Origin of the sequence: Francisella-like endosymbiont, from assembly GCF_003069505.1 — a bacterium.
Lineage (GTDB): Bacteria > Pseudomonadota > Gammaproteobacteria > Francisellales > Francisellaceae > Francisella.
Window position 1 is genome coordinate 1 of the sequence record NZ_QAPC01000004.1, and the last position, 15,995, is coordinate 15,995.

Consider the following 15,995-nt stretch of genomic DNA (forward strand, 5'->3'; position numbering starts at 1 on the left):
GCTGAGGGGTTCGAACCCCCGACCCTCGCCTTGTAAGGGCGATGCTCTCCCAGCTTAGCTAAGCACCCGATAATAATATATTATATAGAAATTTTAATACAAATCAAGATATTTTAAGCAGATTAATAATATTATCCTTCTATCTCATTTCTTAATATTTGCTCTGGGGTAATTTCTGACTCAGCGATTTCTCTCAAAGCTACAACTGTAGCTTTTTCTTTTTTCTCATTTTCTATAGATTCAGAATAGCCATTTTTTAGTATCTTACTTGCTCGCATAGAAGCTAAAACTACTAAATCAAACCTTGTTTCTACTTTATCTAAGCAATCTTCTACTGTTACTCTAGCCATTTTTCACTCCATTTTTTTCAATAATTGTCTTACTTTATTATAATATTATATCAATCACAGTTTTATTTTGCGCGCCATCAGGAATTATAATATCTGCTTTTCTCTTTGATGGCTCAATAAATTTAATGTGCATTGGTCGCACTGTTTCTAGATATTGATTTATAACACTCTCTACACTTCTACCTCTTTCATTTTGATCACGCATCAAGCGTCTGATAAAACATAAATCAGCAGGAGTATCCATATAAACCTTCAAATCCATCATTTTTAATAACTTACGATCATTGAACAGCATAATTCCTTCAAGGATAATTACACTTACCCCACCAACAATTTTCTCTGCTTTTCCCTCAATCCTTGAGTGAGTAGTGTAATCATAATGAGGAATATAGATATCATTACCTTGGACTAAATTATTTAAATCTTTTCTTAGCAATTTATGATCAAAAGCATCTGGATGATCATAGTTTATTTTGCAAGCCTCTTCAAAGCCAACCATTTCACCCCAGTTTTTATAATATCTATCCTCAGAAATTACTGCAATTTTGTTTAAATGTTTTGATTTTAATTTTTTGATGATAGCATTTGAAAATAATGTTTTACCAGAGCCAGAGCCACCAACTATACCTATTATGAAAACATCTCCTTTACCAGCCATTATTTATACCCTATAGTTCTATTTTTGGTTGACTTTTTACTAAATGATCAAGCTCTTTTAGTAAACCTAGAAACTCTTTTATTTTATACATAGGGAACGAATTAGGACCGTCACTTTTAGCTTCATCAGGTTTTGGATGGGTCTCCATAAAAAGTCCATCTATACCAACTGCCATTGCTGCTTTGGATAAAACTGGTACAAATTCTCTTTGACCACCAGAAGAGCTACCTTGACCTCCTGGTAATTGCACCGAATGCGTAGCATCAAATACTACAGGACAATTTGTAGCTTTCATAATCTCAAGTGAACGCATATCTGAGACTAGATTGTTATAACCAAAACTAACTCCTCTTTCACAAACCATAATCTGTTCATTGCCTGTAGATTTAGCTTTTGTTACTACATGCCGCATATCCCAAGGTGCTAGAAATGGACCTTTTTTAATATTTACTGGCTTTCCTTGCTTACAAACCTCAACGATAAAATTTGTTTGACGGCATAAAAAGGCTGGTGTTTGTAATACATCAACAACTTCAGCAACTTCAGCAAATGATGTATCTTCATGAACATCTGTAACAATAGGTATATTATAAGTTTTTTTAACCTTTGCTAAAATTTCAAGACTTTTATCTACGCCCAATCCTCTAAAACTATTTATAGATGAACGATTAGCTTTGTCAAAAGACGACTTATAAACAAAATTTATACCAAGATCCTTAGTTACTTCAGTAAGGTATCCAGCAGTATCCATCGCCATTTGCTCAGATTCAATAACACAAGGACCAGACATTAAGAAAAATGGCTTGCTATTTCCTACTTCAAAATTAGCAATTTTCATAAGATTTTTATTTGAAATTATTTAAACATGATTATAGTTATTATACAGAAAAAGATGAACCACAGCCACAAGTAGTTTTGGCATTTGGATTTCTAATTATAAAATAAGCGCCTTCAACATCATCCCTATAATCAACATCAGCACCAACTAGATACTGAAAGCTCATCGAATCAACAACAAGGCGAACACCATTCTTAGTAATAACCATATCATCATCTTTTACTTCATTATCAAAAGCAAAAGCATATTGAAATCCAGAACAACCTCCACCTATGATATATACTCTAAGGCTAAGAGAATTATCACCTTCTTCTTCAATCAACTCTTTGACTTTTAAAGAAGCAGCCTCTGTAAAGTTTATTGGCTCAACACTTTGAACTTCTACACTCATAAATTACCTCACTACAAGAGAAAGTTTAACTCTACCACCTCTATCAATATTCTGTACTAAGACTTCTAGACCTTGGCCTTCGATTAGAAAGTTAGTCTTCATACCAGCCTGTTCAACTTCAGAAAAAGGTAAATAACCATCTTGATTACCAAGCAAGTTTACAAAAGCTCCAGAATCTAAAAGCTTAACTATTTTACCCTTGTAAATTTGTCCTTCCTCAACTTCTGCAACGATTTCTTCTATAATTGCTATAGCCATATCCATAGATTTTTTGTCTTTAGCAAATATCTTAACCTCACCTGAATCACTGGTATCAATTTGTGCACCAGTCTTTTCGACAATACTTTTTATAATAGAACCTCCTCGACCAACAACATCTTTAATCTTAGCAGGATTAATATTCATCACATGAATTTGTGGCGCAACATCAGATACAGCTTCTTTATGCTCTTTTATTACTTCATTCATGATTCCTAGGATGTGTAATCTACCAACCCTTGCTTGCTCTAGTGCTTGCTCAAGAATTTCTCTTGAAATGCCTTTGATTTTGATATCCATCTGTAGTGCTGTAACACCATATCTAGTACCAGCAACCTTGAAATCCATATCGCCCAGGTGATCTTCATCGCCTAAAATATCTGATAATACAGCGTATTTTGCACCATCTTTGATAAGCCCCATAGCAATACCAGCTACTGGCTCAGCAATTGGCACACCAGCATCCATCATTGATAAAGAAGAACCACATACCGTTGCCATAGAGCTTGAACCATTTGACTCCAAAATTTCAGAGACAACTCTAACAATATAAGGATATGCTTCTTCGTTAGGAAATACTGCTTGAGTTGCACGCTTAGCTAAGTTAGCATGACCAATCTCACGACGCTTTGGAACCATGCCGACCATACCACACTCTCCTACAGAATATGGTGGAAAGTTATAGTGCAACATATAACGACATTTCTCTATACCATCTAAAGATTCTACAAGCTGCGCATCTCTATCACTGCCTAAAGTAGTTACAACTAAAGCTTGAGTCTCACCACGTGTAAACAAGGCAGAGCCATGTACACCTGACAAAACACCTATTTTGACATTAATAGGTCTAATCGTCTCTGTACATCTACCATCTATTCTTGGCTTACCTTCAAGAATATTTGATCTTACAAGATCTTTTTCAATATCATGGAAAGCCTCTAATATCTCTTTTTCACTATATTCATTACCATCAACATCACTAGAGAAAATATACTCTAGAACATTTTTTCTAATTGCATTAAGCTTTAGATTTCTTTCTTGCTTTGATGCTATAGTGTAAGCGTTCTTAATCTCACCAAAAAATTGTGACTTTATTTGTGATTTAAGAAACTTGTTGATTTGATATATAGAATATTCTATACGAGGTTTAGATGCTACTTTAGCAAGTCTATTAATTGAGTTAATAATAGTTTTTAAATGCTTGTGAGCATATAAGATCCCACCAAGCATAACAGATTCTGGAAGGCTATTAGCTTCTGACTCAACCATCAAAATAGCATCATCAGTTCCAGAGACTACTAGATCCAAATCTGATTCTTTCAAATCCTGCTTATTTGGGTTAAGAAGGTATTTACCATTTGTATAACCTACTCTTACACCAGCAACAACCTCATTGTAAGGTGCTCCAGATATTGCTAAAGATGCCGAAGCACCTATCAAAGCTAGTATGTCAGGTGAAAAAGCACCGTCATAAGATAAAACTGTAGCAACGATTTGAATCTCATTAAAAAATCCATCTGGAAATGACGGTCTTATAGATCTATCTATTAACCTAGAAATAAGAATCTGTTCTTCAGAAGGTCTACCTTCTCTTCTTAAGAAACCACCAGGTATTTTACCAGCAGCATAAGTTTTCTCTAAATAATGTACCGATAACGGAAAGAAGTCAACACCATCAGCTACTGATTTTTTAACTACTGTAGCTACCAACACAACATTATTCCCACAACTTACAGTCACTGACCCATCTGCTTGACGTGCCATACCACCTGTTTCAATAACTATTTCTTTGTTACCTAGTTCAAAGACTTCTCTAAATATTTTCACAGTTTAACCTTATTTTTTTGAATTTAATGACGTAAGAACGATTAAGATGAAATTTATTATCTACGTATATTTAATTTCTTGATTAGACTACGGTATCTTTCAACATCCTTACCATGTAGATAGTCTAATAACTTACGACGTTGACTTACTAATCTTAAAAGACCTCTTCTTGAGTGATTGTCTTTTTTGTGTGTTTCAAAATGACCTTGTAAATCATTGATTCTAGCAGTTAAAAGAGCTACTTGCACTTCTGGTGATCCAGTATCACCTTCTGCTAATTGATTTTCTTTAATTATTTTTTGTTTATCTTGAGCTGTTAACATAAATTTACTCCATTTGTCTTGATTAAATTAACATCGAGCAAACCGTACAAAGGAACAGTTTACCAGTTGGTGATTATATACTATAACTATAAAAAATAAAGAGTTTAGTTGGCAATTTTATCTGGCTTAACACCTAATATCTGCAAGCTATTTAATGCAACATCTGCAAAAACTGGCGCAGCTACAGAACCACCGCCATACTGATCACCTTTAGGATCTTTGATTGTCACAACTATAGCGAGTTTAGGATCAGTTGCTGGAACAATACCAACGAAACTTGCTAAATATTTAGCACCATAACTACCCCCAGAAAGCATCCTAGCTGTACCTGTTTTCCCAGCAACATGATAAAGTGGGATTTGTGCTTTAGAAGCAGTTCCACCAAGGTCTTCAACAACAGACTGTATCATACTTATCATTTCTTTTGAATTCTCTTCAGAGATGATAGGTCTTGTTTCAATCTCTTCCCCAGGTCTTCTTTTTAGAATAGTTGGTTTAATATACTGACCATTATTAGCAATTGCAGAGACACCAGCTACTAGCTGTAAGTCGGTAGCATTAATACCATAACCAAAAGATAATGTCGCTAGTTGGAAATCGTCCCATTTATCTTTAGTTGGAACATAACCATCTCTTTCACCAGGTAATTTTATCCCCGTTTCATTGCCAAAACCAAAATTTCTTAATGAAGATTCTAATATACTTGGCTCTGTTAAACCTAAAATCATCTTTGAGATACCCACGTTACTAGATTTCATTAAGATATGTCTTAAATCAATATCACCATAATCTCGCTCATCTCTTATGGTATTTTTACCGATACGATAGAAGCCTGGATGAGTATCAATTACCGGCTCTTCTGGAGTTACATTATCACCATAAGTTAGAACTGTTGTTGCTGCAAAAGTTTTCATTACCGAACCCAACTCATAGACATCTGTAATAGCTCTATTTCTTCTCCTATCAGGGTAAGCATCAGCCATACTGTTAGGGTTATACGAAGGATAATTTACCATTGCTAATATCTCGCCAGTATGGACATCTTCAACTATCACAGAACCTGCTTCGGAATTGGTTCTAATAACACCTTCTTTAAGATATTTATATGCAATATATTGCAACCTGGAGTCAATACTTATCTGTAGGTTATTACTATTCTTAGGCTCGACATATTTATCCTCAACCTTAGAAGCAACTCCACCATGAAGATCTTTCTTGTATTCAAAATAACCATCTTGACCACTTAAAAACTTATTAAACTCAAGCTCTAGGCCTTCTTGTCCCTTACCATCAACATTAGTGAAACCTACAATATGAGAAGTTACTTCAGCCATTGGATAATAGCGTTTAAACTCCCATATTACATGAATACCTGTAATATTAAGGTCTTTAACTTTTTGTGATAAGTATGGTTGAACCTTTCTTTCAATATAGACAAAACCACTTCTTCCCTCTCTAACCTTAACTTGTCTTTTTATCTTTTCTCTAGTTTTTTCAGGTAGATTTAAAATATCCATGACTTTATTTAGCTCAGGACTATCTGCACTAACATAAAAAGGATCAACCCAAATTGTATCCACAGGTGTACTTATTGCCAAAGGATTACCATTTCTATCTAGAATTATTCCTCTGTATGCCTTTATATTTATACTTCTATCACTACGATTATCGCCTTCTTGCTTAAGCTTAGGGTATTGGATAGCTTCCATATAGATAAGCTTTATAAATAAAACAATAAAACTTAGTAGCAGTAAAATAATTACAACAAGATGACGCAGTTTTGGTCGATAACTACTCATCATTTAACTCCTCTTTTTGCTCACTCAAAAAACCAATATTTTTAAGTGTTGGTAACGCCATTTTTTCTTTTTGAGCAAACTTTTCTACAGCAGTTGGTGTAGCTAAAGAACTATATTCTAATACAATCTGACTCCATTGTTCATCTAAACGAGTATCCTCAAGAATTAGATTTTTTTGTTCATTTAATTGCATTTTATATTCAAAACGCACAACTATAAGGCTAAATGCGGTAATGAGCAATACGAATAATAATGCAAAAGAAATACCAACTGTTTTTTTTAAGAAACTATTTTTAAGTGATTCAAATAACCTTATCCTTATTTGACGGTTTGTTAACATCACAGTTTTTCGACCACCCTTAGGATAGCGCTTCTTGAGCGAACATTTTGATTAAGTTCATCGTCATTAGCTTTGGTTTTTTTTGTAATCCATTTTAATTTTATCTGGCTACTATCTTGTGGTAACATCTTTGTAATTCTGTTAAGCTCTTGTTTTGGATTTATAAGTGCGCTAAATTTTTGTTTCACGAGCCTATCTTCTAATGAGTGAAAAGATATAGCAGCTATCCTACCACCAACTTTAATAACTGCTAAAATATTTTCTAGCAGGGCTTCTAAATCTTTAAGCTCATTGTTAACATAAATCCTCAAAGCTTGGAAACAGCGTGTTGCTGGATTTTTATTTTCTCTTTTACCAATAGTTGTGCGAATAAGTTCTGCCAGTTCTAATGTTGTATTAACACTACCATTTTGTTGGATATAATCTTTGATGCATAGTGCTATTTTTCTTGCAAAACGCTCCTCACCATAAACTTTGAATATATAGCTTAAATCATCTACTGATAACTCTTCTAAAGCTTGGCTAGCTGTAATACCTTTAGAAACGTCCATACGCATATCTAGTGGACCATTATGCATAAAACTAAAGCCCCTAGCGGCATTATCTAGTTGTGGAGAAGAGACTCCAAAATCCATAATTATGCCATCAATTTTACCAAGGAGGTTATTTTGCAAACAGTAGTCATAAATACTAGCAAAACTTGCATGAATTATCTCGAAATTATTAAACTGGAAATTTTGCTTAGCGTAGCTGATAGCATTAAGATCTTTATCAAAAGCTATTAAATGCCCTATAGTAAGCCTATCTAAAATAGCCTTTGAATGTCCTCCCCTACCAAAAGTTGCATCGATATAGATACCTTGAGGATTAACATTCAAATCATTAATAGACTCTTGCAGCAATACTGAATAATGCATGTTAGATTATGCCTTGATTAATTCATTAGTTAACTTCTTGGCTTTTGAAAAATCAGTTTTACCAGAACCAAGTTTAGGTATAGATACAACCTTAAAATAGTTTGTTGGCTTATACAAATTCTCTATGTCTAAATGTCTTATAATCTCTTTAAGATCAGATGGTTCAAGCGCTTCTAGAGTATAAAGTAAGCTAATTATCTCTCCTCTTTTTGTATCTGAAGTAGCTACTGCCAAGACCTCAAAATCTATCTTGTGTGAATCATAACCTTTTTCTCTTAAAGCATCATAAACTTTTTGTTCAAGCAAGCCTAAGCTCACCATCTCGCCAGCAACTTTAGCAAATCTAGAGTACCTATCGACAACTGTTAAATAGCCTTCTCCATCGATTTTACCTTTATCGCCGGTTATATACCATGTATAACCATATTTTTGTATCATCACTTCATTTGTCTTTTTAGGGTCATTGAGATAGTAATCCATCTTGTTAACACCTCTATATATAATCATACCCTCGACGCTAACTGGAAGCTCCTCATGCGATTCAGGATGGATGATCTTAAACTGCCCTCCTGGTACGGTTAGTCCAACAGTACCTATTTTGTTTGGTGATTTAGTCGGTCTATTAACTGCAGCCACAGGTGAAAGCTCAGTAGCCCCATAACCTTCGTTAATAACCTTATCAAATTTATCTTCAAACATTGTACGGACTTCTCTTGAAAGCTTCTCAGCACCTGTAATAATTAATCTAAGTGTAGCAAAATCTTCTTTCTTAACCAATTTATTCTTAGTATAAATTCGCAAAAATGTTGGTGTAGCACATAGCACTGTATTTTTATTCTTTCTAATTAAGTTTGCAACGCCCTTTGCATCTGTTGGATCCGCATGACATGCGATATATCCACCTTGAAATAGTGACACCAATGAAATAGTAAGCCCAAAAGCATGAAATATTGGAAGTATCCCCGCTACAGAATCATTTTCCTTACATTCGATAACATTTGTACTTTGATACACATTTGCCAAGAGATTTTTATTTTTTATAACTATCCCCTTAGGCACACCCTCACTACCACTGCTAAATATTATAAATGAAACATCATCTAGCTTAGTTGGCTTGAGATATTTTTTGACTAACCATGAAGCAGGCAAAATTTTAATTTCTAAAAATGTTTTTATACCTTCTACTTTAGTAATCTTAGTCTTGATGTCCTCAAGATAAACAATCCTACACATTGAAAAAACTTCTTCAACAAAGAAACCTTTATTTGTTAGCTTCTCAACAAATGCTTTTGAAGTAATGATGGTTTTTATTCCAGCATTATTAATAGAATATCTTAATGCCTCCTCAGAAGCTGTGTAGTTTAGATTAACTATTGCTTTAGTACTCATCATGAGTGCTAAAATTGCTAAATAACCACCACCACTTGTCGGTAAGCAGACACCAACATTATTCTCTTGTTGGGTAATTTTTTGAAGCTTTTTAGACATCAATACTGCACCAGTAGCAAATTTGTAGCCATCTAATGCAACCCCTGTTGTATCTGTCAACACTAGATTTTTTTTAGCATTAAGCATCTGCATAAACCATATTTCTGCAGGTGCTTTGAGTTGATTTAGGTACCCTTCCCATGTTTTGACAGAAAGATTCTCAATCTCATTATTCAAGCATCTAAGATTTTCTATCTTAGCAATATCAAAATAAATTTGCCTGTCTAAATTTCTTCGTTGTGAAAAGTATGGCATTTCTGGACCACAGATAAACAATATAAATCTATTTTCACTTTGCTCAACTTGAGAAGTTAAGTTTTTATTGACTAGTAGTATGCCTTGATGATCCCAAAAGCTAATATGATCGATATATTTAATACCAATTTTGTCCATAGACTTCTCAAGACCTTTAGCCCTATCATCAAAAGCTCCTAAAACTGTAATACGCTTATCTTCAATGTGAGTTTTCAATGCCAATACTGTAACTATAGTAGTATCATTAGTAACAATTATTGAGCCATTTTTAAAGTTTTTAAAATCAATGTTTTTATTACAATCATATATGTAACGCTGATTTAGCCTTTTATGTATTGAAGATTTAAGCTGTTTAAAACGCATTTTCCTACCAGTATCAAATCATAAATAGTAAGCTTATAGATAAGTTACTATGTTATCATATACTCACTTTAATTTTTATAATAAAATTATTTTATGCCTGAACTTCCTGAAGTAGAAACAATAAAAAGAGGCTTAATTAAAACTATCATCGACAAAACGATACTTGATATTGAAATTAATACTGATAAGCTTCGCTATGCTATTGATAAAAATCAGTTAGTAAAAATTAAAAATAAAGTAGTCAAACAAATTCAACGCAGAGGTAAGCACTTAATAGTTTTCATTGAGGATGACTTACAATTAATTATCCACCTAGGTATGTCTGGAGTCATTAAAGTTACAGACTCAGCAAACTACAACAAAATTAAACATGACCATATCGTTGTAAAACTATCAGATAATCTAAATTTAGTATACAATGATCCACGCAAATTTGGTTATTGGTTGGTAAATACTAATCACACTCCTCTTAGACATAGAGTTTTAGTATCACATGGTGTTGAACCATTAACAGCTGATTTTAATAGTGATTATCTAGTTTCTAAACTTAAGCATACATCAAGAAAAATCAAGCAAACGATTATGGATAATAATATTGTCGTCGGTGTTGGTAATATTTATGCTAGTGAAGCACTATTTGATAGTAATATCTTGCCAACAAGAGCTTCTAATACTATCACTAAAAAAGAAACAGACAAGCTAGTATCCTCTATTAAAAAAATACTTGAAAAAGCTATCATTCAAGGTGGAACTACACTTAAAGATTATAAAAACACTGAGGGTAAGCCTGGTTATTTTACTCAACAACTAAATGTCTATGGCAGAGCTGACCAGCAATGTTATGTATGTAATACAAAAATAGAAAGCCTAGTTATAGCTCAAAGAAATACTTTTTTTTGTAAAAAATGCCAAAAATAAAACTTACATCGAAAGAAAATACTCATGTATTGTAGTATCTTGAGTCAGCTCAGGATGAAAACTACTAACAAGAATATTTGCTTGTCTAAGTAGCACTGGCGAATTTTCATATTTTGATAAGATATCAACTTGATTGCCAACTACAACAAATTTTGGGGCTCTGATAAAAACACCAACAATATTTTTATTGTTAAAGCTCAGATCAGCAACAAAACTATCTACTTGACACCCATAGGCATTTCTCTCAACCTCTAGATCTATCAAGCTTAGATAGCTTTCTCCTTTTGACAAAACTATACTACCAGCACATGTGCCAAAAACTGGATTATTACTACAAAAGTTATGTAGCTTATCAAAAATTTGATGCTTATTGAGCAGATTTAATAAGGTTGTACTCTCACCACCCGGAATAACAAGTCTATCAATACTATCAAAGTCATTTTCAAACTTAACTAATTTTATCTCAACACCCAAAGATTTGAGCATATCAGCATGTTTTTGATAACCTCCTTGAATTGCCAATACCCCGACTTTTTGTGCCATTATTACCAACCTCTTTGTGAAAATTTCTCAAAATCGCAATTAATACCTGTCATCGGTTCACCAAGGTCTTCCGAAACTTCAGCTAATATTTTGGCATCATTATAATATGTCACAGCGCTAACTATTGCTTTAGCTCGCTTAAGAGGATCTGCAGACTTAAATATTCCTGATCCAACAAATACCGACTCAGCTCCCAGCTGCATCATCAATGCTGCATCTGCTGGAGTTGCTACTCCTCCTGCCGAGAAATTTGGTACTGGTAATTTACCATTCTTATACACATACTTGACCAGATCATAAGGTGCTTGCATATTTTTTGCTATAGCCGTAAGCTCTGATTTATCGACATTTTTGATATAATTTATATCCTTGTTAACTTGTCTTAACTGTCTTACTGCTTCGACTATATTACCTGTACCTGCTTCACCTTTAGTACGAATTAGTGCTGCACCTTCGCCTATTCTTCGTAAAGCCTCACCAAGGTTTGTACAACCACATACAAATGGTACTTTAAAGCTATCCTTATCAATATGATTTAACTCATCAGCTGGAGTTAAAACCTCACTCTCATCAATAAAATCAACCCTTAAAGATTCTAGGATTTGTGCTTCGACAAAATGACCAATTCGCGCTTTTGCCATTACTGGTATTGAAACTACCGACATTATCTCTTTAATAAGCTTAGGATCAGACATTCTAGCTATACCCCCATCTTTTCTGATATCAGCAGGAACTCTCTCAAGAGCCATTATAGCTATTGCCCCAGCTTGTTGAGCTATTTCTGCTTGTTCGGCATTGACAACATCCATTATAACCCCACCTTTTAGCATTTCTGCTAAACCAATCTTTATGTTAATATCTGACATTATTGACTCCCTTAATTTTTTCATACTAACTAACTCAAAAGATTATAATTTTTTTAGATGCTGTAGATAAGTTAATTTTTGTTAAGATTATATACAAATAAGCGAGAGTGTACTTTTTTAGGTTATAAATATTTTTTTAATTTAAAAAAATTCTTAAACAATATTTTCATAAATTAACTTATAACTAAATTATAGTTAAAGTTATATTAAATAAGAAATTACAAAATGTTATAATTGGTAAATATTTTAAATAAATTACTATAGAAAAATAACTTAATAAAAAAATAAACAAACTAAGCATAGTTTTATAAATGGAAATAACAAATTCATAAGTGCTAAAGCTATTAAACAAGCTTTTCTTGATACTATTGAGCAGTATTAGAATTTTAAATCTATCCAAAATGAGGAAAATAATTTAAAGAAATCATTAGGTAGGATGAAAATTAAAGATCATTTTATATCAGAAAATGGAATTGAAGCATCTGAACAATGGAAATTACAAATAAGTATAGCAGAGGAAAATGAGCGTATAATAGAAGTATTTTCTGCATTTCTAAGATAGAATAGCGCAAACATACCTTCTAATGCTCTGAAAAGAGCAAACTTTTATAATTATTTCAAATTGGAGCATTTAAAATATAAACACCTCTTCTGAGAAACTTACTTCTCTTACAACTTTTGTATATTTAGCTGTAATTCACCAGGCTTGTCTCTTCAATGATAATGAAAATGACTTACAAAATATATACTAAGCGTGAGTAAAGTTAAAACAGTAGATCAAGTATTTAAAGTAGGAGAAGCTCTAGCTAATTTTTTTAAACAACAATCAAGGTCTTTTCTTAGATATTCAATCTCAAAAGCTAAATTCTTTATCTGATAAGGATATAACTATATACTGTTATTTCATACATTATCAAAGATGACATTCAAACTAAAATGCTTCTCAAACCTTTTCTCTGAAAAATAGCAAAATGACTATTATAAAGTTACTAAATATTTTTCAAACGATATGTTAAGGATGACAAATATTTATATCAAATAATATAAATAACTTCTTACATCTTAATGAAATTAATAGAGATCATAAAACTCAAGTTTCAAAGTATGAAAATGCTTTAAACAGTTATTTGAATTTATTTTACAAAGCTATAAAAATTCATTAGAAATAATGCCACAAATCTGGCTCACTAGGTACTTTATTGAATATATGGGCTAAATAGAAGAATATATAGAGCCTAACAAAAATAAGCTAATTGGATTACAGAAATCAAAGGTTTAGTAAAAATATAAACCTTTAAAAAACTAAATATCTAGATTAATAACATCAAGAGCATTTGATTCAATAAAGTTTCTTCGTGGCTCCACCTCATCACCCATAAGAGTAGTAAATAAAGCATCTGCCTCAACTGCATCTTTTATTGATATTTGTAAAAGAACTCTATTATCAGGATCCATAGTAGTCTCCCAAAGCTGACCAGGGTTCATCTCACCTAGACCTTTATAACGCTGCACATCATTACCTTTTCTAGCTTCTTTAAGTAGCCAATCAATTGCTGACTCAAAATCATCAACATATTCTTTTTTACCACATCTTTCTACATAAGCCCCTTCAAAATATATATCCGATAAAACATCTCCATATGTAACTAAATCTTCATAATCTTTAGTGCTAAAGAAACTACTCTTAACTATATAGTCAGTATCATAACCATTAATATAATGGTTAACTCCATACGATATAGTCTCTTTACCATCTTCATCTATATCTTTTGTTTCGATAAGCTTAAAGCGCTCATATGCTAAAGCTTTTTGATTACAGTTTTCAACGATTTTTTGCCACCATTGAGAAATATCAGTACTTTCATCAACATACTTAGTTCCATACGCCATGACTCTAAGAAGTTTCTCAGGATATGTTTTTGTATACTTCTTAATTACTTTCTGTGATTTTTGATAAAGCTCATAATAGTTAGCCAAAACTTGACCAGAAATAACATTATCATTATTTAGATAGATGCACGCGCCTTCTAAGCCTATATTACCAAGATATTCTGCTAGAGCATCTTCATCTTTTAGATATGTTTCTTGCTTACCTTTTTTTACTTTATATAAAGGTGGTTGAGCAATATATAAATAACCTCTCTCAACAAGCTCCGGCATTTGTCTGTAGAAAAATGTCAATAGCAAAGTACGAATATGAGATCCATCAACATCAGCATCTGTCATTAGAATAATTTTGTGATACCTAGTTTTATTAGGGTTATAATCTTCCGCACCTATACCACAACCTAAAGCTTTAATAAGTGTAGCTACCTCTTGAGAGCCAAGCATTTTATCAAAGCGAGCCTTCTCAACATTCAGGATTTTACCCTTTAATGGCAAGATTGCTTGAATTTTACGATCACGAGCCTGCTTTGCTGATCCTCCCGCGGAATCTCCCTCAACAAGGTAAATCTCAGATAATGCTGGATCTTTTTCTTGACAGTCTGCCAGCTTACCAGGTAAACCAGCAATATCCAAAGCACCCTTACGACGAGTCATATCACGCGCTTTACGAGCAGCTTCACGAGCTTTTGCTGAGTCTAAAATTTTCTCACATATAATTTTAGCTTCTTTAGGGTTTTCTAAAAGAAACTCTTGTAGTTTTTCATTAACTAATGACTCTACAGCTGACTTAACATCAGATGATACTAGTTTATCTTTAGTTTGTGATGAGAATTTTGGATCAGGAACTTTCACAGATAATACTGCAGCTAAACCTTCACGCGTATCTTCACCTATTAAAGTAACTTTTAGCTTTTTATTTAAACCTTCTGACTCAATATAGTTATTCATCGTACGAGTAACTGCTGCTTTAAGACCAGACAAATGTGTACCACCATCTCCTTGCGGAATATTGTTTGTAAAGCAAAAAATTGATTCTTTATATGAGTCATTCCACTGTAAAGCAAGCTCTACTTGGATATCATCCTTTGTACCATTTACAGCTATAACATTTTCATGAACAGGCTTTTTGCTATTGTTCAAATACTTAACAAAAGCAACAATACCACCATCATATTTAAATACTTCTGACCTATTGTTAATTTTATCAATAAGCTTAATTTTGACACCAGAGTTTAAGAAAGATAATTCACGGATTCTCTTCATCAAGATATCATAATCAAAGTCTACAAATGAGAATGTCTCTTTACTTGGTTTAAAAGTAATTAGTGTTCCAGTCTTATATGTTGGACCAACTTCTTTTAATGGAAATTGTGGTACCCCATGAACATACTCTTGATAATGCTCTATACCATTTCTATATATTGTTAGCTTTAATTGTTCAGACAGAGCATTTACAACTGATACACCAACACCATGTAGACCTCCTGATACCTTATAAGAATTATCATCAAATTTACCACCAGCATGCAGTACAGTTAAAATAACCTCTGCAGCAGAGCGTCCTTCTTCTTTATGAATATCTGTAGGAATACCTCTACCATTATCTGATACAGATACAGAACCATCTTTATTTATAATAACTTTAATATCATCACAATAACCAGCTAAGGCTTCATCAATAGCATTATCAATAACCTCAAATACCATATGATGTAAGCCACTACCATCATCAGTATCACCAATATACATCCCAGGTCTTTTCCTAACAGCATCTAAACCTTTAAGTACCTTAATACTCGATGAGTCATAAGCTTTACTCTCAGACATTAACAAGCTCCAAATTTATCGTTATTATTTAAAATTCAATCTCTAGATATTATAGCACAAATAAATCTTAATTATTAATGTTGATAACAATCTAAGTTAATAGACATTGAGGGTTTTTCATTTTACCCAAAAATGCTAATATTAACT

Annotated in this window: 14 protein-coding genes and 1 pseudogene; 2 read left to right on the forward strand and 13 right to left on the reverse strand. The window is 33.0% G+C overall.

Annotated elements, in window-relative coordinates; genetic code table 11:
• Positions 1 to 131: 131 nt before the first annotated feature.
• From rpoZ to migR, 10 genes and pseudogenes are all read right to left on the reverse strand, one after another.
• Complete coding sequence (rpoZ, locus tag C9379_RS06680; RefSeq protein ID WP_070083845.1) at positions 132 to 350, reverse strand: DNA-directed RNA polymerase subunit omega; 219 nt, start codon at positions 348 to 350, stop codon at positions 132 to 134.
• Positions 343 to 1,008: pseudogene (gene udk, locus C9379_RS06685) on the reverse strand (uridine kinase). Before udk ends, rpoZ begins: the two are co-directional and overlap by 8 nt.
• Before the next feature lie 10 nt (positions 1,009 to 1,018).
• Positions 1,019 to 1,846, reverse strand: a complete 828-nt coding sequence (kdsA, locus tag C9379_RS06690) for a 3-deoxy-8-phosphooctulonate synthase (protein WP_143384563.1) — start codon at positions 1,844 to 1,846, stop codon at positions 1,019 to 1,021.
• Positions 1,847 to 1,886: 40 nt separating this feature from the next.
• The gene (erpA, locus tag C9379_RS06695) at positions 1,887 to 2,237 is read right to left on the reverse strand and encodes an iron-sulfur cluster insertion protein ErpA (RefSeq protein ID WP_143384562.1); all 351 of its coding nucleotides are present in this window, start codon (positions 2,235 to 2,237) and stop codon (positions 1,887 to 1,889) included.
• Between the two features lie 3 nt (positions 2,238 to 2,240).
• Complete coding sequence (gene pnp / locus C9379_RS06700) at positions 2,241 to 4,322, reverse strand: polyribonucleotide nucleotidyltransferase (protein ID WP_143384561.1); 2,082 nt, start codon at positions 4,320 to 4,322, stop codon at positions 2,241 to 2,243.
• 56 nt (positions 4,323 to 4,378) lie between these two features.
• Positions 4,379 to 4,645 (reverse strand): 30S ribosomal protein S15, encoded by a 267-nt coding sequence (gene rpsO / locus C9379_RS06705; RefSeq protein WP_143384560.1) that lies wholly within the window; start codon positions 4,643 to 4,645, stop codon positions 4,379 to 4,381.
• A 104-nt stretch (positions 4,646 to 4,749) separates the two neighbouring features.
• A complete protein-coding gene (locus C9379_RS06710; RefSeq protein ID WP_143384559.1) occupies positions 4,750 to 6,444 on the reverse strand; it encodes a peptidoglycan D,D-transpeptidase FtsI family protein in 1,695 nt (564 codons plus the stop codon).
• Positions 6,437 to 6,787, reverse strand: a complete 351-nt coding sequence (gene ftsL, locus C9379_RS06715; protein WP_143384558.1) for a cell division protein FtsL — start codon at positions 6,785 to 6,787, stop codon at positions 6,437 to 6,439. Before ftsL ends, C9379_RS06710 begins: the two co-directional genes overlap by 8 nt.
• A complete protein-coding gene (rsmH, locus tag C9379_RS06720) occupies positions 6,784 to 7,701 on the reverse strand; it encodes a 16S rRNA (cytosine(1402)-N(4))-methyltransferase RsmH (RefSeq protein ID WP_143384557.1) in 918 nt (305 codons plus the stop codon). The genes ftsL and rsmH overlap by 4 nt, the downstream gene beginning before the upstream one ends.
• A 6-nt stretch (positions 7,702 to 7,707) precedes the next feature.
• The gene (gene migR / locus C9379_RS06725) at positions 7,708 to 9,807 is read right to left on the reverse strand and encodes an iglABCD operon regulator MigR (RefSeq protein ID WP_143384556.1); all 2,100 of its coding nucleotides are present in this window, start codon (positions 9,805 to 9,807) and stop codon (positions 7,708 to 7,710) included.
• A gap of 93 nt (positions 9,808 to 9,900) precedes the next feature.
• Here migR and mutM point away from each other — a divergent pair, with 93 nt between their 5' ends.
• Positions 9,901 to 10,725 (forward strand): bifunctional DNA-formamidopyrimidine glycosylase/DNA-(apurinic or apyrimidinic site) lyase, encoded by an 825-nt coding sequence (gene mutM / locus C9379_RS06730; RefSeq protein WP_143384555.1) that lies wholly within the window; start codon positions 9,901 to 9,903, stop codon positions 10,723 to 10,725.
• A gap of 3 nt (positions 10,726 to 10,728) precedes the next feature.
• Here the strand turns inward: mutM and pdxT are convergent, their stop codons facing one another.
• Positions 10,729 to 11,268: a pyridoxal 5'-phosphate synthase glutaminase subunit PdxT gene (gene pdxT / locus C9379_RS06735; RefSeq protein WP_318263224.1), complete on the reverse strand. Its 540-nt coding sequence runs from the start codon at positions 11,266 to 11,268 to the stop codon at positions 10,729 to 10,731.
• A 2-nt stretch (positions 11,269 to 11,270) separates the two neighbouring features.
• The gene (pdxS, locus tag C9379_RS06740) at positions 11,271 to 12,134 is read right to left on the reverse strand and encodes a pyridoxal 5'-phosphate synthase lyase subunit PdxS (protein ID WP_143384553.1); all 864 of its coding nucleotides are present in this window, start codon (positions 12,132 to 12,134) and stop codon (positions 11,271 to 11,273) included.
• Positions 12,135 to 12,570: 436 nt separating this feature from the next.
• On the opposite strand from pdxS, the gene C9379_RS06745 reads away from it, so the two are divergent.
• A complete protein-coding gene (locus C9379_RS06745) occupies positions 12,571 to 12,696 on the forward strand; it encodes a hypothetical protein (protein WP_318263223.1) in 126 nt (41 codons plus the stop codon).
• Positions 12,697 to 13,436: 740 nt separating this feature from the next.
• Here C9379_RS06745 and gyrB read toward each other — a convergent pair.
• Positions 13,437 to 15,848 carry a DNA topoisomerase (ATP-hydrolyzing) subunit B gene (gene gyrB, locus C9379_RS06750; protein ID WP_143384552.1) on the reverse strand — a complete coding sequence of 804 codons (2,412 nt, stop codon included), beginning with the start codon at positions 15,846 to 15,848 and terminating at the stop codon, positions 13,437 to 13,439.
• Between the last annotated feature and the right edge of the window lie 147 nt (positions 15,849 to 15,995).